Origin of the sequence: Stenotrophomonas thermophila (assembly GCF_001499715.1) — a bacterium.
GTDB classification, from domain to species: Bacteria; Pseudomonadota; Gammaproteobacteria; order Xanthomonadales; family Xanthomonadaceae; genus Stenotrophomonas; species Stenotrophomonas hibiscicola.
In genome coordinates, this window is the sequence record NZ_CVIW01000009.1 from 1 (window position 1) to 22,559 (window position 22,559).

At 66.3% G+C, this 22,559-nt stretch carries 15 protein-coding genes and 1 tRNA gene; 9 read left to right on the forward strand and 7 right to left on the reverse strand.

Annotated features, from left to right (window positions below; translation table 11 throughout):
* Positions 1-50: 50 nt before the first annotated feature.
* Positions 51-127, forward strand: a tRNA-Arg gene (locus BN1263_RS05545).
* 591 nt (positions 128-718) lie between these two features.
* Here the strand turns inward: BN1263_RS05545 and BN1263_RS05550 are convergent.
* Positions 719-1,639 (reverse strand): LysR family transcriptional regulator, encoded by a 921-nt coding sequence (locus BN1263_RS05550; RefSeq protein ID WP_058980086.1) that lies wholly within the window; start codon positions 1,637-1,639, stop codon positions 719-721.
* Positions 1,640-1,778: 139 nt separating this feature from the next.
* On the opposite strand from BN1263_RS05550, the gene BN1263_RS05555 reads away from it, so the two are divergent.
* Positions 1,779-2,480 (forward strand): pirin family protein, encoded by a 702-nt coding sequence (locus tag BN1263_RS05555; RefSeq protein ID WP_058980087.1) that lies wholly within the window; start codon positions 1,779-1,781, stop codon positions 2,478-2,480.
* An 81-nt stretch (positions 2,481-2,561) separates the two neighbouring features.
* Here the strand turns inward: BN1263_RS05555 and BN1263_RS05560 are convergent, their stop codons facing one another.
* A complete protein-coding gene (locus BN1263_RS05560) occupies positions 2,562-3,257 on the reverse strand; it encodes an alpha/beta hydrolase (RefSeq protein WP_058980089.1) in 696 nt (231 codons plus the stop codon).
* A gap of 184 nt (positions 3,258-3,441) precedes the next feature.
* On the opposite strand from BN1263_RS05560, the gene BN1263_RS05565 reads away from it, so the two are divergent.
* Positions 3,442-4,581: an MFS transporter gene (locus BN1263_RS05565; protein ID WP_058980091.1), complete on the forward strand. Its 1,140-nt coding sequence runs from the start codon at positions 3,442-3,444 to the stop codon at positions 4,579-4,581.
* A gap of 80 nt (positions 4,582-4,661) precedes the next feature.
* Here BN1263_RS05565 and BN1263_RS05570 read toward each other — a convergent pair whose 3' ends face one another.
* On the reverse strand, positions 4,662-5,780 hold the full coding sequence (locus BN1263_RS05570) for an alpha/beta hydrolase (RefSeq protein ID WP_058980093.1): 1,119 nt from the start codon (positions 5,778-5,780) through the stop codon (positions 4,662-4,664).
* A gap of 182 nt (positions 5,781-5,962) precedes the next feature.
* Here BN1263_RS05570 and BN1263_RS05575 point away from each other — a divergent pair, with 182 nt between their 5' ends.
* The 4 genes from BN1263_RS05575 (at position 5,963) to BN1263_RS05590 (ending at position 12,844) form a co-directional block, all read left to right on the forward strand.
* Positions 5,963-7,309 carry a c-type cytochrome gene (locus BN1263_RS05575; protein WP_058980169.1) on the forward strand — a complete coding sequence of 449 codons (1,347 nt, stop codon included), beginning with the start codon at positions 5,963-5,965 and terminating at the stop codon, positions 7,307-7,309.
* Positions 7,306-8,232: a c-type cytochrome gene (locus tag BN1263_RS05580; RefSeq protein WP_058980096.1), complete on the forward strand. Its 927-nt coding sequence runs from the start codon at positions 7,306-7,308 to the stop codon at positions 8,230-8,232. Before BN1263_RS05575 ends, BN1263_RS05580 begins: the two co-directional genes overlap by 4 nt.
* 116 nt (positions 8,233-8,348) lie before the next feature.
* The gene (locus tag BN1263_RS05585; RefSeq protein WP_058980097.1) at positions 8,349-10,727 is read left to right on the forward strand and encodes a TonB-dependent receptor; all 2,379 of its coding nucleotides are present in this window, start codon (positions 8,349-8,351) and stop codon (positions 10,725-10,727) included.
* 8 nt (positions 10,728-10,735) lie between these two features.
* Positions 10,736-12,844 (forward strand): phosphocholine-specific phospholipase C, encoded by a 2,109-nt coding sequence (locus BN1263_RS05590; protein WP_058980099.1) that lies wholly within the window; start codon positions 10,736-10,738, stop codon positions 12,842-12,844.
* Between the two features lie 100 nt (positions 12,845-12,944).
* On the opposite strand, the gene BN1263_RS05595 is transcribed toward BN1263_RS05590, so the two are convergent.
* From BN1263_RS05595 to BN1263_RS05610, 4 genes are all read right to left on the reverse strand, one after another.
* Positions 12,945-14,540 carry an alkaline phosphatase D family protein gene (locus BN1263_RS05595; protein ID WP_058980101.1) on the reverse strand — a complete coding sequence of 532 codons (1,596 nt, stop codon included), beginning with the start codon at positions 14,538-14,540 and terminating at the stop codon, positions 12,945-12,947.
* A 10-nt stretch (positions 14,541-14,550) separates the two neighbouring features.
* Entirely contained in the window at positions 14,551-17,484 is a 2,934-nt protein-coding gene (locus BN1263_RS05600) for a TonB-dependent receptor (RefSeq protein ID WP_058980103.1), read from the reverse strand.
* Between the two features lie 141 nt (positions 17,485-17,625).
* Positions 17,626-18,648 carry a FecR family protein gene (locus BN1263_RS05605; RefSeq protein WP_058980106.1) on the reverse strand — a complete coding sequence of 341 codons (1,023 nt, stop codon included), beginning with the start codon at positions 18,646-18,648 and terminating at the stop codon, positions 17,626-17,628.
* Positions 18,645-19,160 carry an RNA polymerase sigma factor gene (locus BN1263_RS05610; RefSeq protein WP_058980109.1) on the reverse strand — a complete coding sequence of 172 codons (516 nt, stop codon included), beginning with the start codon at positions 19,158-19,160 and terminating at the stop codon, positions 18,645-18,647. The genes BN1263_RS05605 and BN1263_RS05610 overlap by 4 nt, the downstream gene beginning before the upstream one ends.
* A gap of 38 nt (positions 19,161-19,198) precedes the next feature.
* On the opposite strand from BN1263_RS05610, the gene BN1263_RS05615 reads away from it, so the two are divergent.
* Both BN1263_RS05615 and aceE read left to right on the forward strand, forming a co-directional pair.
* On the forward strand, positions 19,199-19,597 hold the full coding sequence (locus BN1263_RS05615) for a hypothetical protein (protein ID WP_058980110.1): 399 nt from the start codon (positions 19,199-19,201) through the stop codon (positions 19,595-19,597).
* A 245-nt stretch (positions 19,598-19,842) separates the two neighbouring features.
* On the forward strand, positions 19,843-22,515 hold the full coding sequence (aceE, locus tag BN1263_RS05620) for a pyruvate dehydrogenase (acetyl-transferring), homodimeric type (protein ID WP_058980111.1): 2,673 nt from the start codon (positions 19,843-19,845) through the stop codon (positions 22,513-22,515).
* Positions 22,516-22,559: the final 44 nt, after the last annotated feature.

The window sequence follows — 22,559 nt, forward strand, 5'->3', positions numbered from 1 at the left end:
ATCTCTCCGGGCGCACCATACACAGTCAACACAACAAGTTTATGTAATTGGCGCCCGTAGCTCAGTTGGATAGAGTACCTGGCTACGAACCAGGCGGTCGGGAGTTCGAATCTCTCCGGGCGCACCATTACACCGAAACAGCAGGCCTCGGCCTGCTGTTTTTTTATGTGTGTTTTTCGGCAGGGCTGCGCCCTGCACCCGCCGAAGCAACAGCTATGGCCGAAGCAACAGCAACAGCAACAGCTGGTGTTCCGTGGGTTGGCGGGGCGGCATGGACAGGCAGGACACGCCGTAAACCCATCCATGGGGGCTCGATGGCGGCATCCATGCCGCCAACGGTCCTGCCTGCCCATGCCGCCCCACCTCTGACAGATTTCCGCGATCTGATGGATCCACGCCATGCGTGGATGAATCTCCATCGAGTTCGAGTATTTCGATAATTGATCGAAGAGCATCCACGCATGGCGTGGATCTACCGTGTCGACCAAGGTCGACACCTACCAGGAGCAGCTCATGCCGTTCCGGCAGATCGTGGAAATCTGTCGAAGGCGGGGTGGGTCCGGTTGCGGGGGCGTGAGCCGCATGGATGCGGCGACCGAGCTTACATGGACGTACTTGCAGCGGCCCCCGCAACCGGACCCACCCCGCCATCTCACGGAATGCACGCTGTTGCTGTTGCTTTGGCCTCGGCGGGTGCAGGGCGCAGCCCTGCCAAACCCTACCCCTTGGCCATTGCCTGCCACCACTGCGACAAAAGCTCCGGCCTGCGCAAGCGCTCGCGCCACCAACGCAGTGCGGCGCCGTCCTCGCCGGTGCGCCAGGCCAGCCAGAAGGTCTCTTCCGGCTTGTGCTCCTCCACCTCGCGGATCACCAGCTGGCCACGCGCCACCGCAGCGCGCGCGCACGGCTCGGGCAGGAAACCGAAGCCCACGCCTTCGCACTGCAGTTTCAGCTTGCTGGCCATGTCAGGCACCGTCAGCATCTCCTGCCCCATCAACAGGCCCACCGTGCGCGGCAGCAGCCGTCGTGCCGAATCGGAGACCGCGATCGCGCAGTGCTCGACCAGCTGCTCGCGACCCAGCACGCCAGGCACGTTGGCCAACGGATGTTCGGGCGCGACCGCGAATACGAACGCCACCGTACCCAGCGGCTCGACGACGTAGCCACCGCCGCTGGGGCCCTCGCCCGGCGCGCCGACCAGCAGGTCGGCACGGCGGTCCAGCAGGGCCTCCCAGGTGCCGGACAGGGCCTCGCCGATCAATCGCAGCCGGGTCGGTGCCTCGGCCTCACGAAACGCGGCGATGTCCGGGCCGAGCAGCCAGGTCGGAAACACCGAGTCCACCGCCAGCGTCAGCTCGGTCTCCCAGCCCGACGCCACCCGGCGCACCCGCAGTTCCAGCTCGCGGGCTGCACGCAGCAGGTGCCGACCCTCGTCCAGCAGCGCGCGGCCAGCTGCGGTCAGCTCGGCGCGCGGGCCAACCCGGTCGAACAGCTGCACGCCCAGGTCCTCCTCCAGCTTGGCCACGGTGTAGGAGATGGTCGAGGGCACCTTGTGCAGCGCCTTGCCAGCGCCCGCAAACGAGCCGCGGCGGTCGATGGCATCCAGGATCTGCAGGGCATCGAGGCTGAGCTTGAGCATTCGAATTTTTCGATGATGGCTGTCAAAACTATCCGTTTTTAAAACCCCGGGCGCAAGCGGATACTTCTCTCCAACGGGGAAACACAGCGGCTACCGGTCCCCCCGCCCCATCGAAACCATCGAACAAGGAGATTCCATCATGCTGCAGATCCGCAAGAGCGCTACCCGTGGCCTGGCCGAGCATGGCTGGCTGTCCTCGCGCCATACCTTCTCCTTCGCCAACTACTATGACCCCCGCTACGTCAGCTTCGGCCCGCTGCGGGTGATCAACGAAGACAAGGTGATCGGCGGCCAGGGCTTCGGCACCCACGGCCACAGCAACATGGAAATCATCTCCTACGTGCTGGGCGGTGCGCTGGAACACAAGGACTCGATGGGCACCGGTTCGGTGCTGCGCTATGGCGACGTGCAGCGCATGAGCGCCGGCAGCGGCGTCACCCACAGCGAATTCAACCACTCGGCCGACGAGACCGTGCACTTCCTGCAGATCTGGATCTTCCCGGACACCGAGAACATCACGCCGTCCTACGAGGAGACCCACTTCTCGCCGGAGGCCAAGCGCGGCCAGCTGCGCCTGATCGCCTCGCCTGACGGTGCCGACGGTTCGCTGCGCATCCACCAGGATGCCCGCATCTTCGCCACCATTCTTGATGGCGGCCAGAAGCTGCATCACGCCCTCGGCAACGGTCGTGGCGCCTATGTGCAGGTGGCGCGTGGCCAGCTGCAGGTCAACGGCATCACCCTGGAAGCCGGCGATGCACTGCAGGTCAGCGACGAAGCCCAATTGACGCTGGAAAACGGCAACGATGCCGAAGTGCTGGTGTTCGACCTGCCGCTGTAACCACAAGGCCCTCGATGCTGCTGAGCATCGGGGGCCTTTTCGTAGAGCCCGGCCTGCGCCAGGCGTGCTACAGGAGGAGTGTTACCCACCGATGGCGGCGCAGGCCTCCAGGATCAGCGCGGTCACTTCCTTCGGCTGCGAGGCCAGCGAGGCATGGCTGGCATCCAGCTCCAGCAGGCGCTTGGGCTGCATTCTTGCGGCCATGGCTTTCTGGTTTTCCGGCGCGATCATGCGGTCGTGGCGGGACAGCTGGTACCAGCTCGGCCGGTGCTTCCACGCCGGATCGCTGACCGTGTCGCCGAAAGTGCTGGCCAGCGGCGCCTTCTGGGTCACCGCCATCACCCGGCCCTCGTCGGCACTCAGGTCCTGGCAGAAGCTCTCATGGAACTTGTCCGCACGCAGCCAGAGGTAGCCATCGCTGTCCGGTGCCAGATTCGGCGCCGCCTCCGGCAGGTGCTGCTGGGTGATGCCACCCGGGCTCTCGCCGGCATCAGGCGCGAAGGCAGCGATGTAAACCAAGCCCTTCACGTTGGGCTCGTTACCGGCTTGGCTGATCACCGCACCGCCGTAGGAGTGGCCGACCAGCAGCACCGGCCCGTCGATCTGCCGGATCATTTTCCGGGTGCGCCCTGCGTCGTCGGCCAGCGAGGTCAGCGGCAGTTCCACCGCCTGCACACGGTCGTGGCCGTTGCGATGCAGTTCCAGGATCACCTTGGCCCAATGTGCGGCCCCGCCCCAGAAGCCGTGGACGAGGAGGATGGTCGGTGTCGTGCTCATGTACAGGTCTCCGGCAGCGGCCGGCGGAATGCAGACCGTGCAGCCACTGTCCGCGCGTGGCGTTAATCGCTGGTGACGCAATCGGGTCACTGCAATCGTATGCGTCGCCCGATGTCGCGCATGGCACTTGCCGAGCCGACCTGAAAACGTTTCCATAAACGTCCCTTGGAGCTTCGCATCGCGCATGACGCCTTCATCCCCACGTGCCCAGCAGCACGCCACCCGCGCCGCCTTCTTCATTCCCGGATTCGCCACCGCCGCGTGGGCGCCCATGGTGCCCTACGCCAAGGCCAAGGCCGGACTGTCCGACGCCAGCCTCGGCGCCGTGCTGCTGTGCCTCGGGCTCGGCTCACTGCTGGCGATGCCGTTGGCGGGTGCGCTGACCGGGCGACTGGGCTGCCGCCGGGTGATGGTGATCACCTGCGCGATGATGCTGTGCGCCCTGCCCCTGCTGGTGCTGGCGCCTTCGCCGGTGGCACTGGGCGCGGCGCTGTTCGTGTTCGGCGCCGGCGTCGGTGCGCTGGATTGTGCGATGAACATGCAGGCGGTCGCGGTCGAGCGCGACGCCGGGCGCGCGATGATGTCCGGCTTCCACGCCTTCTACAGCATCGGTGGCTTCGTCGGCGCCGGCTGCATGACCGGCCTGCTGATCCTGGGTACACCGCTGTGGCTGGCCGCGCTGGTTTCGGTGGCGGCACTGCTGCTGGTCGCGGTGCTGTCGGCGCCGCACTGGCGCCCGCAACGGATCCTGCACGAAGGCCCACTGCTGGCACTGCCGCACGGCGTGGTGCTGTTCATCGGCGTGCTGGCGTTCGTGGTGTTCCTCGCCGAGGGCTCGATGCTGGACTGGAGCGCGGTGTTCCTGGCCGAAGTGCGGCAGGTGCCGCGTGACCAGGCCGGCGCCGGCTTCGCGTTGTTCACCCTGGCGATGACCGCGATGCGCCTGTTCGGCGACGGCATCGTCGAGCGCCTCGGCCGCACCCGCACCCTGGTCTTCGGCGGCATCACCTCCGCAGCAGGCTTCACCCTGGCCACGCTGGTGCCCTCATTCCCGGTGGCGCTGGCGGGCTATGTGCTGGTCGGGCTGGGCTGCGCCAACATCGTGCCGGCACTGTTCTCGATGGCCGGCCAGCAGCGGGTGATGCCGGAGAGCATCGCCATCACTGCAGTGACCACACTGGGTTACGCCGGCATCCTCGCCGGCCCGGCGGCGATCGGCGCAGTGGCGCATGCCACCAGCCTCGGCTTTGCCTTCCTGTGCGTAGCCGTACTGCTGCTGGGCGTAGCTGCCTCCGCCCGCTCACTGGCCCGACGCGTGGCCTGACAAAAAAAGGGGACGGAGGGGATTAAGTCGCATCTGCCACGGGTGTGCTGCAAACGACTTAATCCCCTCCGTCCCCTTTTTCAGCCGTGTGCCAGCCATTCGGCCTGGGCCGGCAGCTGCGGCGCCGGACATGCGCTCTGCGGGTGGTGCTCGTCGCGCGCCATCCAGTCGTCAACCACTCCGGCCAGCAGATCCAGCCGCAGCGGCAGGGTGATATGGTCTTCGCCGCGCATCTCGATGTAGTGCGCGCGCGGGTTGGCCTGGGCCAGTTCGCGGCCCTGGCTGACGGGTATGTGCTGATCGCCCTGCCCGTGCAGCAGCAGCACGCAGGCGCGGGTATCGGCCAGCGCACGCGCGACGTCGACGCGGTCCAGATCGACGTCGATGCGACGGCTGGCGTCGGCGATCACCTGGTTGATGTCCTGGCTGCCGTAGCGCCAGCGCGCATACGACGCCATCGCCTGCGCCTTCAGGCCTTCCGGCTGCAGCCTCATCAGGTGCGGGATCATCGTGCGGATGGCCACGCCGGCGTTGGCGAAAGACTCCATCGCCACCACGCCTGCTATCTGATCGCCCAGCTTGTCGGCGGTGAACACTGCCGTGGCGGCGCCGTAGGATACGCCGAACAGGTACAGCGGGCCGGTCACTTCACCGCGTGCGCGCAGCTCGCCGATCACATCGACCACATCGTCAGATTCGTAAGTGCCATAGCCGGACGGCCCCGCACCGGACTGGCCATGATTGCGCAGGTCGAGCGTGACCACGCGGTAGCCGGATTCAGCCAACTGTAGCGACCACGGCAACATCGAATCGCCGTTCATCATCCAGCCGTGCAGCAGCACCACGGTACCGCGCGGTGCCTGCGCGCGGAACGGCCGCGGTACCGCCAGGCTCAGACCGGTATCCAGCGGCAGGCCGTTCTCGTGGCGCTGCGGCAGGTAGTGGTAACGCGCGCCGTAATCGCCCGGATCAAACACACGCCAGAAGATCGGCACGCCATCGCGGCCCGGCGCGAAGCCATGGCGGTTGGGCAGTTCGGCGATGGCCGCGGCGATGCGCGGGCGATCGAGCAGGGTCGACACGCCACCTGGCGCGATCAGCCGATCGGCGAGCGAGGTGGACGAGGCATTGAGCGAGGAGGAGCATGCAGCCAGCCACAGGCCGGCGCACGCCAGCAACAACAGCAGCAGGCGCTTCATGGGCAATCGAGGATGGGTGCGACAGCGTGGCAGGTTAGCGACGCGGGCGTGGACCATCTATCGCGCGCGGATGACGGCTTGATGACAATCCGGGATCGATTCAGGTTGTCACAATGGCGCGATTGACCTCGGCATTGATCCGGATCAATGAATACGCCGGCACGATTGCCCACAGTGCCGCCATGCGCACCTCGTTCAAGCTCGCCATTGCCCTGGTCGCCACGCTGGCCGCCGCCTACGGCGTCGCCCGCACCACGCCCTACTGGTTCGCACCGCGACAGGCCGCGCAGGTCGACATCCACGATCCGGCATTGATCGCGCAGGGACAATACCTGTCGCGCGCCGCAGACTGCGCGGCCTGCCACACCGCACCGGGTGGCAAGCCGTTCGCCGGTGGCCTCGGCATGCAGACGCCGATGGGCACGATCTACTCGACCAACATCACGCCCGATCCGGACACCGGCATTGGTGCCTACGACTACGCCGACTTCGAGCGCGCGGTACGTCGCGGCATCCGTCACGATGGCCAGCCGTTGTATCCGGCCATGCCGTACGCCTCGTACGTGATCGCCAGCGACGCCGAGATCAAGGCGCTGTACGCCTACTTCATGGGCTCGGTGCAACCGGTGAAGCAGAACAACGCCGACAGCACCATCCCGTGGCCGGCAAACATGCGCTGGCCATTGGCCTGGTGGCAGCTGCTGTTCGCACGCCCGCGCACGTTCAACCCGGATCCGTCGCTGGATGCCAGCCAGCAGCGCGGCGCCGAACTGGTGGAAGGCCTGGCCCACTGCGGCGCCTGCCACACGCCACGCGGGTTGGCGTTCCAGGAAAAGGCAATGGCCGACGATGGCAGCCGCCAGTTCCTGTCCGGCTCGGTGCTGGAAGGCTGGTATGCGAAGAACCTGCGCAATGAAGCGAGCGGCCTGGCCAGCTGGAGCGAGGGCGAGATCGTCGACTTCCTGCGCACCGGACGCACCGATCGGTCGGCGGCCTTCGGTGGCATGGCCGACGTGGTCGAGCACAGCACGCAGTACCTGTCCGACGCTGACCTGCTGGCGATGGCCCGCTACCTGAAGCAGCTGCCCGCCCGCGAAGGACGCAGCGCACAGTGGTCGCCCGGCAGCGACACGACCACCGCCGCACTGCGCAGCGGCGACTACCGCGTGGCCGGTTCGCTGGCCTATGCCGAGCACTGCCAGGCCTGCCACCGCGCCGACGGGCGCGGCATGCCGCGCGTCTATCCGGCCCTGGCCGGCAACTCGATCGTGTTCGCTGACGATCCCAGCTCGCTGGTGCAGGTGACCCTGATCGGTGGCCGCACGCCGCATACCCCGCACGACCGCATGGCCTTCACCATGCCCGGCTTCGAACAGCTGCCGAACGCGCAGCTGGCACAGATCCTGACCTTCATCCGCAGCAGCTGGGGCAATCAGGCCAGCGCAGTGAGCGAGGTCGACGTGGCGCGCATGCGCAGGGTGGTGCGCGACAAGCCGGTGCACTACGTTCCGCAGGAGGCCGCACGATGAAACGTTCGCGCAAACGCTCCCGCCTGCTGATCGGCAGTGCGATCACCCTCGTGCTGCTGGCCGGCGCCGGTACCCTCGCTTACCGTCATCTGTACCCGGACCTGGATGCCGCCGTGGCCAGCACGATCGATATCCTCGATGCACAGGGCAAGGTGGTCGGCCACTACCGTGCACCCAGCGCCGAAGAAATCGCCGGGCTCGGCAATGCCGAGTCGGTGACGCTCGGCCGCCGCCTCCTCAACGAGACCGCACGGCTGCTGCCGGACAACGTCGGCAACGATCTGAACTGCAACTCGTGCCACATGGCCGAAGGCAAGCGGCCGTTCGGCAATCACTACTTCAACACCGGCGGCGGTGCCTATCCGCGCTACATGCCGCGCCCGGGCAAGGTGATCGGCCTGACCGAGCGCATCAATGGCTGCCTGCAGCGTTCAATGAACGGCAAGCCGCTGCCGAAGGACTCGCCGCAGATGCGTGCGATGCTCGACTACATGGCGTGGCTGAGCAGCCCTGTGCCAGTGGGTGCAAGGGTGGCTGCCCCCAGTGAGGGGCCCATCGACAGCACGCTGGTCCCGGACCCTATCCGTGGCCAGGCGCTGTACGCCGTGCAGTGCGCTGCCTGCCATGGCGACAATGGCGAAGGCCGGCGCGACGCCAGCGGTGACATCGCGTTCCCGCCGCTATGGGGCGACCACAGCTTCAACATCGGCGCCGGCATGGCGCGCCTGTACAAGGCCGCCGGCTTCGTCAAGCACAACATGCCGCCGGCAGTGACCCGTGAACCGCCACTGGGCCAGCAGGTGATGCCCGACCAGGATGCGGTGGACATCGCCAGCTACTTCATCAACCAGCCACGCCCGGACTTCGCCAACAAGGCCAAGGACTGGCCGCGCGACCCGAAACCCAAGGACGCGCGGTACTGAGCAGAGGCCATTGGAACCGGCCGTCACACAACACGGTTCCTGCTTCGCCGCGTCATGCCGATGTCATGGGCGCTGCCGACACTCCGGGGCTTCCCTCCCCTGAAGGTCCGGTTTCAATGCGAACGTTTGCGCGTTTTCCCCGTGTCTCGCTGCTTGCCGTGCTGATCGCCCCCGCACTGGACGCCCTGGCCGAAGCACCGCAGGGCGAGACGACCGAAGCGCGCAGCAGTGATGCCCGTACCCTGGACCAGGTACAGGTGATCGGCCAGGCCACCAGCTACGCCAAGACGTCGGTGCGCGCAGAAACACTGAACCGGCAGACGGTGATGAGCAGCGTCAACGATGCGCTGAACGAAGTACCCGGCGTGGTGGTCAGCGAGGCCGACGCCACCGGCTCGTCGGTGTGGGGCACGCAGATCAGCATGCGCGGTTTCGTCACCAATCGTGATACCCAGCAGATCGGCACCACCATCGACGGCCTGCCCAACGGCGGCTCAGGTTACGGTGGCGGCTCGCTGGCCAACCGCTACATCGACACCCTCGACCTGGAGACGGTGGAAGTCAGCCAGGGCACCGCTGACATCTCCTCGCGCTCGAACGAAGCACTGGGAGGCACGCTCAACTTCCTTACCAGCGACCCGCTGCAAGACAGCCGCCTGCGCTTCGTGGTCGGTGCCGGTGACAACGAGGCGCGCAAGTACTACGTGCGCTACGACACCGGCCTGCTCGGCGGCCACACCCGCGCGTGGATCAGCGCCTCCTCGTCGAAGGTGCACGACTGGATCGACGGCACCGGCCACGCCAGCAACGACCACATCGCCGGCAAGTTCATCACCGAACTGGATCGCTGGACCCTAACCGGCTACCTGTCCTACAACGATGCCGACGAGCCGGAATACACCAGCGTCTCTCCGAAGGGCTTTGCCACCAATCCGGATCGCGACAACCTGGTCGGCACCCTCACCGGCATTCCCTATCTGGACCAGAACTTCCGTTCGGGCTCGCGCGCGCTGCGCGAGAACACCTTCGGTTACCTGCGTGCGGCCTTCGACGGCGGCAACGGGTTCAAGGCCTCGGTGGCCGCCTACGGGCACCGCATGCAAGGTCGTGGCGACTGGCTTCCACCCTACCTGGCGCAGGTCAGCGATGAGGGTGCGGGCCACCCCGAATCGGAATATCTCGGTGGCAAAACCGTGTACGGCGGCAGCAACCGTGGCCAGATCTTCTTCGTCAATCCCGATGGCAGCGCCGCGCAGCGCCTGGCCGGCTGCACCCCGCGCCTGGGCTTCACCGCCGAGTACGATCCGAACTGCTACGCGGGCAACGTGCTGGGCGCGCAGTCCTACCGCCACACCCACTACGACAACGACCGCATGGGCGTGACCGCCGACGTCGAATGGCGGCAGACCTTCGGTGCGATCGACAACACCATCCGTGGCGGCCTGTGGGTGGAGAAGCTGGACCGTTCGGCACGCCGTGACTGGCACCGCCTGCTCAACGTCGGCCAGGACATCGCCTTCGACCATCAGCCGTACTGGGTGCAGTTCGAGGACAAGTACAAGGTTGATGAGCAGATGTACTACGTCGAGGACGTGGCCCGCTTCGGGCCGTTCAGTGCCCGCCTGGGCGTGAAGCAATTCTTCGTCGACCAGTCGCGCCGCCGCGTGATCGGTGCCAGCGAGCACGTCAAATCCGATTCCAGGTCCGATCCACTGTTGTCCACCGGCGTCACCTGGGCACCGGGTGTGGAAGGCATGGAGCTGTTCGCCGGCTTCTCGCAGAACTTCGCCGCCATCCCCTCCGGCGTGCTTGGCGAGACCGACCCGCAGCGCTTCCGCAACGTCGAGCCCGAAACCGCCGACAACATTGAAGTGGGCATGCGCATCAGCCGCTGGCCGCTGACCGCCTCGGTCACGCTTTACAACATCAAGTTCGACAACCGCATCGTCTATCTGCCGGCGGGCTTCGTCAGTGGCATCGACTACCTGGGCGAGACCGATGGTGTCTACGAGAACTTCGGCGGCGTGGAAAGCAACGGCCTGGAAGCCGCGTTCGGCTATGGGTGGAACAATGGCTGGCGGATCAACGCGGCCTACACCTACAACCGCTCCAAGTACCTGGGCAGCGGCAATGCCGCGCGTGATACCCAGCTGGGCATCGTCGACGGCGCCAAGGTGGTCGGCCAGCCCGAACAGACCCTCGTCCTGTCGGCGGACTGGCAGGGCGAGAACTGGAACTTCGGCCTGTCCGGCCGTTACCTGGGCACGCGCTACCTTGATGCCGCCAACGTCAACACGCTGCCCTCGGCCACCGTGTTCAACGCCAACATCGGCTTCGACCTGCAGGAGCTGTCGCCGCGCCTGAAGGGCATGGGTGCCAACCTGGTGGTGAGCAATCTCACCGACAAGCGGTATCTTGCAGGGGTGGACGGCCGCGACAACGCCTTCATCGGCGCTCCGCGCACCGTCGGCATCTCCTTCCGCGTGGACCTGTGAGTGAGCCCGTGACCGATATCGGCCGACGCCGGTTGTTGCAGGCCGGCGTTGCCGCCGGCCTTGCCCCGCTGCTGCCCAGCATCGCACGGGCCGCAGCGATCGCCCCCGCCGCGCAGACGCGCAGCCTCGAAGACCTGCAGCACATCGTGGTGTTCATGCAGGAGAACCGTTCGTTCGACCACTACTTCGGCACGCTGCCGGGGGTACGTGGCTTCGGTGATCGGTTCGTCGCCCCGGCCACCGCGCTGCAAGCCGGTGGCCGCACCCGCAGCCTGTGGCTGCAGCCCGATGCCAGCGGCACGCGGGCGATCGCGCCGTTCCCGCTGGATACCGCCGCGCACTTCGGCTACATGCGCGTGGAAGGCACGCCGCATACCTGGCCCGATGCGCAGCGCGCCTGGGACCACGGCCGCATGGGGCAATGGCCGAAGGCCAAGCAGAACCACTCGATGGGCTACTTCCAGCGCAGCGACCTGCCGTTCCAGTTCGCGCTGGCCGATGCCTTCACGATCTGCGATGCGTACCACTGCGCCATGCAGGCCGGCACCAACCCGAACCGGGTGTTCCTGTGGACCGGCCACAACGATGCACAGGCCCGTGCCGGTGGCCCGGTAATCGCCAACTCGCATGACAACTTCCCCGAACACGGCGGGCATCCGGCGTCGTACCGCTGGACCAGCTATGTCGAGCGCCTGCAGAACGCCGGCGTGTCCTGGCAGATCTACCAGGACATGGCCGACAACTTCACTGACAATCCGCTGGCCGGCTTCGAGGCATTCCGCCAGGCCCATCGCGCTGCGCCGGGGCATGACCCGCAGCTGCGCGCACGCGGGGTCAGCACGCGTGGCCTGGCGCAGCTGCGCCAGGACGTGACCGGTGGGCGCCTGCCGCAGGTCAGCTTCATCATCGCCGATGCAGCCGGCAGCGAGCATCCCGGCCCGTCCAGCCCGGCCCAGGGCGCGGCCTATACCGCGCGCGTGCTGGACGCGCTGACCGCTGATCCAGAGGTGTGGAGCCGCACCGCGCTGTTGCTGATGTTCGACGAGAACGACGGCTTCTTCGACCACATGCCGCCACCGGCCCCTCCCTCACCGGTGAACGGTGGATGGGCAGGTGCCTCGTCGGTCAGTACCGAGGGCGAGTATCACCGTCATCCCGCTCCGGGCGACGAAAAGTACGATGCTGCCGAGCTGCGCGGACGTCCGTATGGCCTCGGCCCGCGCGTGCCGCTGTACGTCATCTCGCCGTGGAGCCGCGGTGGCTGGGTCGATTCGCAGGTGTACGACCACACCTCGGTCATACGGTTGATCGAACGTCGCTTCGGTGTGGCCGCACCGGACATCTCGCCGTGGCGCCGCGCGGTCTGCGGCGACCTCAGCAACGCCTTCGACTTCGCCCAGCGCGATACCCGCCCGTTCGTACGCGGCCTGCCCGACGTGAGCGCGGTGGCCGCACGCGCCGCTGCATTGCCGGGGCGCACCGTGCCAACGCTGCCAGAGGGGCTGAAGCCAGCGAAACAGGAAAGCGGTGTACGCCCGGCGCGCGCCCTGCCCTATCGGCCGCAGGCATCGATCGCTGCGGTGGACGCCTCGGGCGTGGATCTGGCGCTGTCCTGCGAAGGCGCAGCAGCAGTGCTGCATGTCTACGATCGGCTGCGGCTGGATGCGGTGCCACGCCGCTACACGCTGCTGCCGGGCATGCCGCTGCGCGAGCGCTGGCCGCTGGACGCCCAGGGTCGCTATGACCTGTGGCTGCTGGGCCCGAACGGCTTCCATCGCCACTTCCAGGGAGCGGCCACGGGTCCTGCCGTGCAGGCTTCAACCGATCGTGCGGATGGCCAACTGCGGCTCCGCCTGCGCAATCTGCGTGACAGCGCGCAGCAGGTGCGTGTGCAGCCGGGCGCCTATGCCGGGCATATGCCCGAGCAGACGCTGGTGCTGCCCGCACATGCAGAGACCGCGTTGGCGTGGGACGCAACGCCCACCGCAGGCTGGTACGACCTGCTCGTCGGTGCGGGCGACAGTGCCCTGCGCCTGGCCGGCCGCGCCGAGGATGGGCGCCCCGGCACCAGTGATCCGGCGATGGGCAGCGAGCCATTGCGGTTCGAGCACGATTGAAGGATCTCTGTAGAGCCAAGCCGATGCTCGGCTGCTTTCCCGGTCAGCTATCGAAGAGCAGCCGAGCATGGGCTCGGCTCTACAGGGTAGACCGGTAGATTCAGGCCTCCTGCAGCCCCGGCCGGCCGTGCTCCACCGCATAGCGCTTCCAGCTCTGCACCGCGCCATTCGGCTGCATCACGGTATCCAGCGTCTTCATGTCGCCGATCCACGCATCGCGGGTGACATCGCACAGCACGTAGCCACGCTTGTCGGTGGTCGCCTTCAGGTAGGGGCTGTGCGCAAGCTGGTTCCTGGCATACGCGTCCACGCCCTGGCCGTCGGCACCGGAAGTGATCGAGGTGGCGAGGAACTCACTGGAGATCACGCCCGAGTCACGGTGGTCCTGCACCAGATCGCTGGCATAGTGGCGATGCGCGTCGCCACAGGCGGTCACCACGTTGCCGAAGCCCACCTTCTGGATGTGGTCAAGCAGCCGCCGGCGGCTGTCCAGATAGCCTGACCACTGGTCGTCGGACGACTGCACCATGCCGTCCTTCTCGCGCATGTAGTTGCCCAGTGCGACCTGGTGGGCGATCGTGTGCCAGCGTGGTGCAGCATCGGCCAGGCCGTCGAACAGCCAGCGCTCCTGCTTCGCCCCCACAATGCTGCGCTCCGGAGATTCCACCTGCTCACGCAGCGCCATGTTCACCTGCTTGCTGCGGTATTGGCGGGTGTCGAGCAGGTGCAGGTCCATCAGCGTGCCGTAGCGTGCGCGCCGGTACATCTGCATGTGGCCATCGCGCGGGAATGCCGAACGGCGCAACGGCATGTTCTCGTAGTAGGCTTGGAACGCCTGTGCGCGGCGCAGCAGGAATACTTCGCTGGGTGTGTCATCCTGGTCTTCTGCGCCGGCCCAGTTGTTGTCCACTTCATGGTCGTCAAAGGTGACGAACCACGGTGCCGCCGCATGCGCGGCCTGCAGGTCGGCATCGCTCTTGTACTGGGCGTACCGGCGGCGGTAATCATCCAGCGTGTAGATCTGCGGGCCGACGTGGTTGCGCAGGTTGGTGAACGGCTGGCCGTTCATCTTCCGCAGGCCCGGCTGGCTTTCGCCTTCGTAGATGTAATCACCGTAGTGGAAGACGAAATCCAGCCGTTCCTCGGCGATACGCCGCCACGCGGTGTAGTGGCCTTCTTCGTAGTGCTGGCAACCGGCAACCGCAAAACGCACACGATCCACTGCGGCCGTGGCTGCGGGCAGCGTGCGGGTACAACCGACCGCACTGGCGTGGCCGCCTACGGTGAAGCGGTACCAGTAGGGCCGTCCGGGCGCCAATCCGTCCAGCTCCACGTGCACGGCATGGCCGAGTTCGGGATGCGCCATTGCCGAACCCTGGCGTACCACCTTGCGCATGCCTTCGTCTGCTGCCAGTTGCCACTGGACCAGCATCGGCCGGGTCGGCATGCCACCGCCGAACATCAGCGGTTCGGTCGCCAGGCGCGTCCACAGCACCATGCCATCGGTCGAGGGATCACCCGAGGCCACGCCCAGGGTGAAGGGTGTGCTGGCAAAGCGCGGCTTGGCCAGCAGGTTGCGCGGGTTCAGCGCGGAAGCATCGGCCTGCGCGGCCAGCGCGTGTGCCGTGCCCATCCAGGCGCCGGCAGCAGACAGGCCGGCCAGGGCCAGGAATCGCCTGCGATTGATCGTATCCACGGCGCTGCCCTCAGTTGTAGATGATGTGGAAGTAGAAGAAGCGGCCGTAGTCGTCGATCTCGGTTCGGAAACGCCCGTTCGGGCCGGTGCTGTAGGTTGGCTGGGTGTTGAACAGGTTCTTGGCTTCGTACTTCAGCGTCACGTGCCTGCCGACCTTGTGGCTGAAGGCCATGTTGAACGTCATGTACGGGTCGTAGTACGAATCCAGCCATTCGGTGTCACCGAAGTCGACCAGCATCCGGCTGCGGTAGGTTCCGGAAAGGCGCAGCTGCGCGCTCCTCCACGGCATGCGCCAGATCACCGAACCATTGAGCGACCAGTCCGGCTGGTACAGCAGGCGATCCAGGCGGCGCGCGGTGCCATCACTGATGCGGTAGTCGGTCTGCCCTTCCAGCCGCGTGGCGTTGAAGTACATGTCGAAGCGCTGGCGGCCCCACTGCAGGTTGCGGTTGGCCACCGCGAACTCGACACCGCGCAGCTTCGACTCATCGGTGTTCATCGGCTGGGTGACCCGATAGCGGGTATCACCCACGTTCTCGAAGGTGGTCAGGGTGTAGATGTCGTCCTTGATCACCTTGTCGAACAACGCCACCGAGACCAGGCCGTTGTTGCCGTTGAAGTACAGGTCCCATGCAAGGTCGATGTTGGTGGAACGGCGCGGCTGCAGATCGGCATTGCCCTGCTTGATGGTGCAGAAGCCCCTGCCCTCCTCGTCATCGCCACAGCTGGTGCTGGTGGCCTGGGCGATGTTGCTCGGCGTCGGCCGGCCCAGCGTGCGGCTGGCGGAGAAGCGCAGGCGCTGGTCCTCGGTGAGCTTGAAGGTTGCGTTCAACGAGGGCAGCAGGTTGTTGTAGCCACCGCTCGTGTTGCGGAACGCAGAGGTATACGTAGCGCCGCCATCATCGCTGAACGGACTGTAGGCATCGAAGCGGGTGTGGTCGTAGCGCAGGCCGCCGATCAGCAGCAGCCGGTCCCAGGCGTAGTGCGCGGATACATAGGCATTGGTGATGTCCTCCACGTACTTGTAGTCGCTGGTGAAGTTGGCATTCGGATACGCCGCATTGTTGCTGTCCAGTTTCGGCAGCAGTTCCTCGGTCCACTTGCGGTTTTCGATCAGCGGGAAGCCGGGCACGCTGCCCAGCAGTGTCGAACCCGGATACAGGTAGTCGTTGAGCGTGGCGCTGCTCTTGAAGTAGTCGAAGTCGATGTCCTGCCAGATTTTCAGGTGGCGGTACTCGGCGCCGGCGGCGAGGCCGAAACCTCTCGCATCGGCGTCGATGTTGTAGCTGAAGTCGGCGCGCAGGTTGTCGATGCTCTCCTTGGCATCGCGCGGGGAGACGTAGGCCTGCGCCGGATTGAGCTTGAATGCGGAACTGGTCAGCAGGCTGGAATCGGAAACGGCCACCGCGTTGGGGAAACCGTGGCTGTCGTTCTCGTAGTCGACGAACAGATTGCTCGGGTAGGCGCGCACGCCCCAGTAGACCTGGCTGTTGTGGAAGGTCTCTTCGGTATGGCCGCCGCGCAGGGTCAGCCGCGAACGGTCGCCGATGTCCCAGTTGAAGCTGGCGATGGCGCCACGGTTGCTGCGGTCCCAGCGGTCGTGGCGGTTCTTGATGTAGATGCTGTTGATCTGGGTGGTGCCGCTGTCTTCGGTCTGGTTGCGGACCGGAAACTTGGCGTTGCCGTACAGATCCGTCTTGTTCATCGTCGAGTTCTCGTAGAACCGGTACGAATACAGCAGCAACGATGCGTAGAACGGATCATCCGAGGGCTTCCACTCAAGCTTGGCGGAGCCACCGAAGTTGGTGATGAAGTTGGTGTAGGTGCCGGTGCTGAAGTTGCCAGGCGCACGCAGCCCGTTCCAGCCCTTGGCCTCGTCCGGACCGGTGGTACCGTCGGTGAGGTATTTTCCAGCGTCGTTGTAGTAGTAGTTCGACTCCACCCAGCGCTTGACGCTGTTGCGTGAACGCTGCTCATAGCGTGCCACCGCAACGATGCCGAATTCCTGGTCGGCGCCGAACTGGTTGGAGAACACCATCTTGGCGCTCTTGCCGAAATGGCCCAGGGTCTCGTGATTGCCGCCAGCGCTGCGCTCGACGTTGGTCTCGGCAGTGGAATAGATGCCTGCCACATCGGCAAACACGTACTTGCCGGACCGGTCGAAGGCACTGCGGCTGATGATGTCGATCACGCCGCCGATCGCATCCGGTGCCTGCTCCGCACTGAAGCTCTTGTAGATGTCGGTACGGGTGCCGATGTCGCTGGGAATCAGCTGCAGGTTGTTCATGCGCTCGCCGGAGCCACTGCCCCCCACGCTGGCAATCGCGATGCCATCGATGGTGGTGTAGTTGAGGTTGGCCTGTACGCCGCGCACGGTCACGTAACGTGGCTCACCGGCATCCTCCACCGCACTCAGGCCTGGAGCGGCCATCAGGCTCTCGGCCAAGGTCTCGTCGCCGTAGCTGTCCATCTCGTCATACACCACCGAATCCTTGATCACCGGTGAGCTCTTCTTCTGGTCGATGACCTCATGTGCAGCAATCACCTTCACCGTGTCCAGGGTCGGCGCCACCATTGCCTCGGCCTCGCGCGGCTTCGGCGCGGCCGGCTTCGGTTGGTTGCGTGCTGGCGCCGGATCGATGGCGATGACATTGCCATCCACCACGGTGTACCCCAGGCCGGTACCGGCCAGCAGCGCGTCCAGCGCCTGCCTGACGGTGGCACCGCGCGGCACCGCACCGGCCATGCGGGCATCACCGCCGGCCGAGTACAGGAACTGCACCCCGGAACTGCGCGACAACTGCTCCAGCGCACGCGCCAACGGCTGCGCCGCGATCGGCGTGGATACACGCGCCTCCAGGCCATCGGCACCGGCGGCGAAGGCCAGCGGCACGCTGCAGGGAGACAGGGCGAGGATGATTGACAGGTAGAGCGTGTTGCGCATCACGGGTCCTTGGAAGAGAGAAGGCAGCAGGCGCCGCTGCGTGGCTCGACAGCGGCTTCTCCCAAGTAAGAGCCCGCATCCACCGAAGTGGAGAACGCGGATTCGATGAATTCTTTCTGACAGTCCACGGCCATGTCGGCCTCAGCGACTGCCAACCCGCACGGTGTCGCCTTCGCGCCTCACCACGAAACGCGGGTCGCGTTCGAGGAAGGCCTGCAGCGCACCGATGCGATGCGCATCGAGACTGCCCGACAACCGTGCCGATGCCGCGCCTTCGTCCAGCACGCGGACCTGCACCTGGTTGTGCCGGTTGAAGGCAGCGGCCACCTCGTCCAGCCGCTCATCCAGGAAGGACACCTTGCGCTGCTGCCAATCCAGCAGCATCGACAATGGCAGGTCCAAGGACTCGACCGCATGGCTGCCCGCGTCGACCTGCACCACCCGGCCTTCGCCCAGCTGCGCAAGACGCCGGGGGTCCGCACCCTGGCTCCATACCTCCACCTCGCCGGAGACAACGCCGATGCGCGTGCTCTGCAGCCGTCGCGATACATCGAACACCGTGCCGATGTCGCGGATCTCCAGGCCGTTCACCGCCACCTCGAACGGACGGCGGTCGCGGGCGATGTCGAATGTGGCCTCACCCTGCAGCAGCTCCACCTTGCGGCTGAACCAGCCTATGCGTACCCGCAGGCGGCTGTCCGCGTTGAGCCGCACCTGGGTCTGGTCGGGCAGCACCAGGTCGCGAAGTTCACCCTGTCCGGCACTGTAAAGCTGCTCGGTGGGCATCACCTGCGGAACCAGGCCCACGCCGAGCAGGGTGATACAGGCTGCGGCAGCCGCCACCCACCAGCGCGCACGACCGCGACGCGGCACAGCGCGCGGCGGCGCGTGCACGCTACCGAACAGCGGCACCACCTTGGCGGCGACCTGCCGCGGTGGAACCGCCGCGTCGTCAGGCAACGGCGATTGCAGCGCCTCGCCCACCTGCCGGTGCAAGGCAAGGGCGTGCATGTAGGCGCGCACGTGCTCCGGCGAGCGCTTCATCCAGTCCAGGAACGCGAGGCGCCCGGCCTCATCCAATGGCCCCTCGCGATTGCGCAGGAACCAGTCCATGGCCTCGCAGGCGATCGTGTCGTCGGCCACGGGCGATGAGGTCCGGTTCATGTGAGCTCCCTGGCGCCCAGCGCCTTCCTGCAGGCCTCCAGCCCCTTGCCGATGTGCTTGCGCACCATGTGCACCGACACCTGCAGCTGCTGGCTGATTGCCGGGCAGTCCAGTCCGTCGCGGTAGTGCAGCTCCATCACCCGCCGCGTGGTTGCCGGCAGTCGTGCGATGGTGCTGCGGATATCGTTCCAGCGCTGCGCACGCTCGAAATCACCTTCGATGTCTTCTTCGCTTTTCAGCACTTCGGCCAGCAGGTCGACGTCTTCCAGCGGCGGCAGCGACGACCGCGCGCGCGCATGCTCACGCGCCAGGTTGGCCGCCACGGTGAATAGGTAGGCTTCCGGGTTCTCGACCGCATCGGCATCTTCGCCGGTGCTGCGCAGCAGGCGCAGGTAGACCTCCTGCGCCAGGTCTTCGGCATCCTCGCTGGCCGAACCGCGACGCAGGAAGAAGCCACGCAGCAGCCGGCGCCGCAGTTGGTAGCTCTTCTCCCAGATCCTCACGCTGTTCACGGCCGGCCAACCACCCCGAGGCTGGAAAGCCCCGCAGGGTGACCGCCATCGATGACAGTGGCGTTTCAACGACCGGCGGGCAGCCGCTAGAATGCGGCCCCTGCACTGTCCCGGCAGCCCGCACAAGGAGTGCTCCCATCAACGCACGCACCGCCATCAACACCCTCAGCAGCCTGCTGTTCCTGCTGCTGGTCGCCCACACCACCGCCTACCAGCAGCAGATGTGGCCGCCCAGCCGGGTCATCCATGTGCATCCGGTAGTCGTCGTCCTCGCCTATGCGCTAGGTGTGCTCACGCTGCTGCTGTGGATCGGCGGCCGTCGTGCACCGGAACCCGCCCAACGCCTGGCGCGCTGGCTGCCCATCGTCGCCTGGTGCCTGCTGGGCATCGGCGTGGCGATCATCCCGGTGTTCCTGCCTGGGCTGTCCCCGGCCTGATCAGCGGCCGCACCCAGCGCATCGGCCCATGATAAGGCGCGCGGCGCCAACCCTTGCTTGCCAGAGACCCAAGCCCCGCCCGCCTACCGAAGCGTGGGGGGCAGGCCTACGCTTGTCTTCTCGGTGGCCGCCACGGTCGCCCTTCGCGTCACGGCGCCCGCCATTGCGACCCCGCTCCAGTGCTGTGCGCCCTGCCGGTGTTGTCGCCCAGGCAGACCTCCGACCGACGCCCTCTGGAGACAGCCATGAACCAAGCCCTCATTCCCTTCGATACCGATCCACTGGAAACCCAGGAGTGGCGTGAATCGCTGGAGGCGGTGATGCAGGCCGGCGGCCGGCCGCGCGCGCACTACCTGATCGACCAGCTGAGCGATCTGGACGCCCGGCAGCACGGCGACCTGCATACCCGTGCCTGGACCGCCTACGTCAACACCATCCCGCCCGAGCGCCAGCCGGCCTACCCGGGTGACCTGGCCATCGAGCGCCGCCTGAACGCGATGATCCGCTGGAACGCGATGGTGACGGTGCTGCGTGCCGGCAAACATTCCAATGTCGGCGGCCACATCGCTACCTACCAGTCCGCGGCAGTGCTGTACGACGTCGGCTTCGATCACTTCTTCCGTGGCCGCACCGATACCTTCGACGGCGACATGATCTACATCCAGGGCCATTCGGCGCCGGGCATCTACGGCCGCGCATACGTGGAAGGCCGCATCGATCCGGCACGGATGGACAACTTCCGCCGCGAAGCCGGTCGCGAAGGCCTGTCCTCGTATCCACACCCACGCCTGATGCCGGAGTTCTGGCAGTTCCCCACCGTGTCGATGGGACTGGGCCCGCTGACCGCCGCCTACCAGGCACGCTACATGCGCTACCTGGAATACCGTGGTCTGAAACAACACCAGGGCCGCAAGGTCTGGGCCTTCCTCGGCGACGGCGAAATGGACCAGCCCGAATCGCTGGCGGCAATTTCCCTGGCTGGCCGCGAACGGCTGGACAACATCGTGTTCGTGGTCAACTGCAACCTGCAGCGCCTGGACGGTCCGGTACGCGGCAACGCCAAGGTCATCCAGGAACTGGAAGGCACCTTCCGCGCGGCCGGCTGGAACGTGATCAAGCTGATCTGGGGCAGTGGCTGGGACGACCTGCTGGCCCGCGACCACAGCGGCCTGCTGCGCCAGCGCATGATGGAATGCGTGGACGGCGCCTATCAGACCTTCAAGTCGCAGAGCGGCGCCTACGTGCGCGAGCATTTCTTCGGCCGCTACCCCGAGCTGCTGGAGCTGGTCGCGCACATGAGCGACGACGACATCTGGGCGCTGGCACGTGGTGGCCACGATCCGCAGAAGGTGTACGCCGCCTACCAGCAGGCGGTGAACACCCGCGGCCGGCCGACGGTGATCCTGGCCAAGACGGTCAAGGGTTTCGGCATGGGCGAAGCCGGCGAAGGCCAGAACATCAACCACCAGCTGAAGAAGATGAGCGCCGATGCGGTGCGCGCCTTCCGTGACCGCTTCAACCTGCCGGTTAGCGACGAGCAGCTGGAGGAGATGCCCTATCTGCGCCCGGAACCGGGCAGCGCCGAAGCGGCCTACTTCGCCGAGCGCCGCCGCATCCAGGGCGGGCAGCTGCCGGCGCGCCTGGCCAAGGTCGATCCGCTGCCGCTGCCGCCGCTGTCGATCTTCAACACCCTGCTGCAGGGGAGCGGCGATCGCGGCCAGTCCACCACCATGGGCTTCGTGCGCATCCTCACCCGCCTGCTGAAGGACCCGGAACTGGGCAAGCTGGTGATTCCGATCGTGCCCGATGAATCGCGCACCTTCGGCATGGAAGGCCTGTTCCGCCAGATCGGCATCCACTCCTACCTGGGTCAGCTGTACACCCCGCAGGACGCCGGCCAGCTGAGCTATTACAAGGAAGCCAAGGACGGCCAGATCCTGCAGGAAGGCATCAATGAATCCGGTGCGATCTGCTCGTGGATCGCGGCCGGTACCGCCTACAGCAACCACGGCCTGGCGACGATCCCGTTCTACATCTTCTACTCGATGTTCGGCCTGCAGCGCGTCGGTGACCTGGCCTGGGCCGCCGCCGATGCGCGCACCCGTGGATTCCTGCTGGGTGCCACCTCCGGCCGCACCACACTGATGGGCGAAGGCCTGCAGCACGATGACGGCCACAGCCACGTGCTGTCGTCGGTGATTCCCAGCTGCGTGTCCTACGACCCGACCTACAACTACGAGCTGGCGGTGATCATCCATGACGGCCTGCGCCGCATGTATGTCGACCAGGAAGACATCTACTACTACATCACCGTGCTCAACGAGAACTATCCGCAGCCGGCACTGCCGGAGGGCGTGGAAGCGGGCATCCTGAAGGGCCTGTATCTGCTGCACCCGGCAGCCGCCGATGCCGCCTCGCAATCACGCGTGCAGCTGATGGGCAGCGGTTCGATCCTGCGCGAGGTGGAAGCCGCGGCGAAACTGCTGCTGCAGGACTTCGGCATCGCCAGCGATGTCTGGAGCGCGACCAGCCTGACCGAACTGCGCCGCGATGGCCTGGCTGCCGAACGCTGGAACCTGCTGCACCCGGCTGAGGAACCGCGCGTACCCTACGTGCAGGAGTGCCTGCAGGGCCATGATGGCCCGGTGGTGGTGGCCACCGACTACATGAAGATCGTCGGCGACCAGATCCGTCCCTTCCTCAACGACCGCCGTTTCATCGCGCTGGGCACCGATGGCTTCGGCCGTTCCGACACGCGTGAGTCGCTGCGCACCTTCTTCGAAGTGGATCGCCACTTCATCGTGCTGGCCGCCCTGAAGTCGCTGGCCGACGAAGGCCTCATCGAGCGCGCGCGGATGCAGGAGGCCATCGACAGGTACGGCATCGACACCGGCAAGCGCGACCCGGCCGCGGTGTAAGGCTGCCGGTGCCATGCCCGCAGATTCCCTTCCCGTGGGCATGG

What these genes read in the sequence shown, in the direction of transcription:
- BN1263_RS05600 (WP_058980103.1), bottom strand. Translation starts at nt 17,484, where the DNA reads ATGCGCAACACGCTCTACCTGTCAATCATCCTCGCCCTGTCTCCCTGC.
- BN1263_RS05575 (WP_058980169.1), top strand. Translation starts at nt 5,963, where the DNA reads ATGCGCACCTCGTTCAAGCTCGCCATTGCCCTGGTCGCCACGCTGGCC.
- BN1263_RS05605 (WP_058980106.1), bottom strand. Translation starts at nt 18,648, where the DNA reads ATGAACCGGACCTCATCGCCCGTGGCCGACGACACGATCGCCTGCGAG.
- BN1263_RS05580 (WP_058980096.1), top strand. Translation starts at nt 7,306, where the DNA reads ATGAAACGTTCGCGCAAACGCTCCCGCCTGCTGATCGGCAGTGCGATC.
- BN1263_RS05550 (WP_058980086.1), bottom strand. Translation starts at nt 1,639, where the DNA reads ATGCTCAAGCTCAGCCTCGATGCCCTGCAGATCCTGGATGCCATCGAC.
- BN1263_RS05555 (WP_058980087.1), top strand. Translation starts at nt 1,779, where the DNA reads ATGCTGCAGATCCGCAAGAGCGCTACCCGTGGCCTGGCCGAGCATGGC.
- BN1263_RS05585 (WP_058980097.1), top strand. Translation starts at nt 8,349, where the DNA reads ATGCGAACGTTTGCGCGTTTTCCCCGTGTCTCGCTGCTTGCCGTGCTG.
- BN1263_RS05565 (WP_058980091.1), top strand. Translation starts at nt 3,442, where the DNA reads ATGACGCCTTCATCCCCACGTGCCCAGCAGCACGCCACCCGCGCCGCC.
- BN1263_RS05560 (WP_058980089.1), bottom strand. Translation starts at nt 3,257, where the DNA reads ATGAGCACGACACCGACCATCCTCCTCGTCCACGGCTTCTGGGGCGGG.
- aceE (WP_058980111.1), top strand. Translation starts at nt 19,843, where the DNA reads ATGAACCAAGCCCTCATTCCCTTCGATACCGATCCACTGGAAACCCAG.
- BN1263_RS05570 (WP_058980093.1), bottom strand. Translation starts at nt 5,780, where the DNA reads ATGAAGCGCCTGCTGCTGTTGTTGCTGGCGTGCGCCGGCCTGTGGCTG.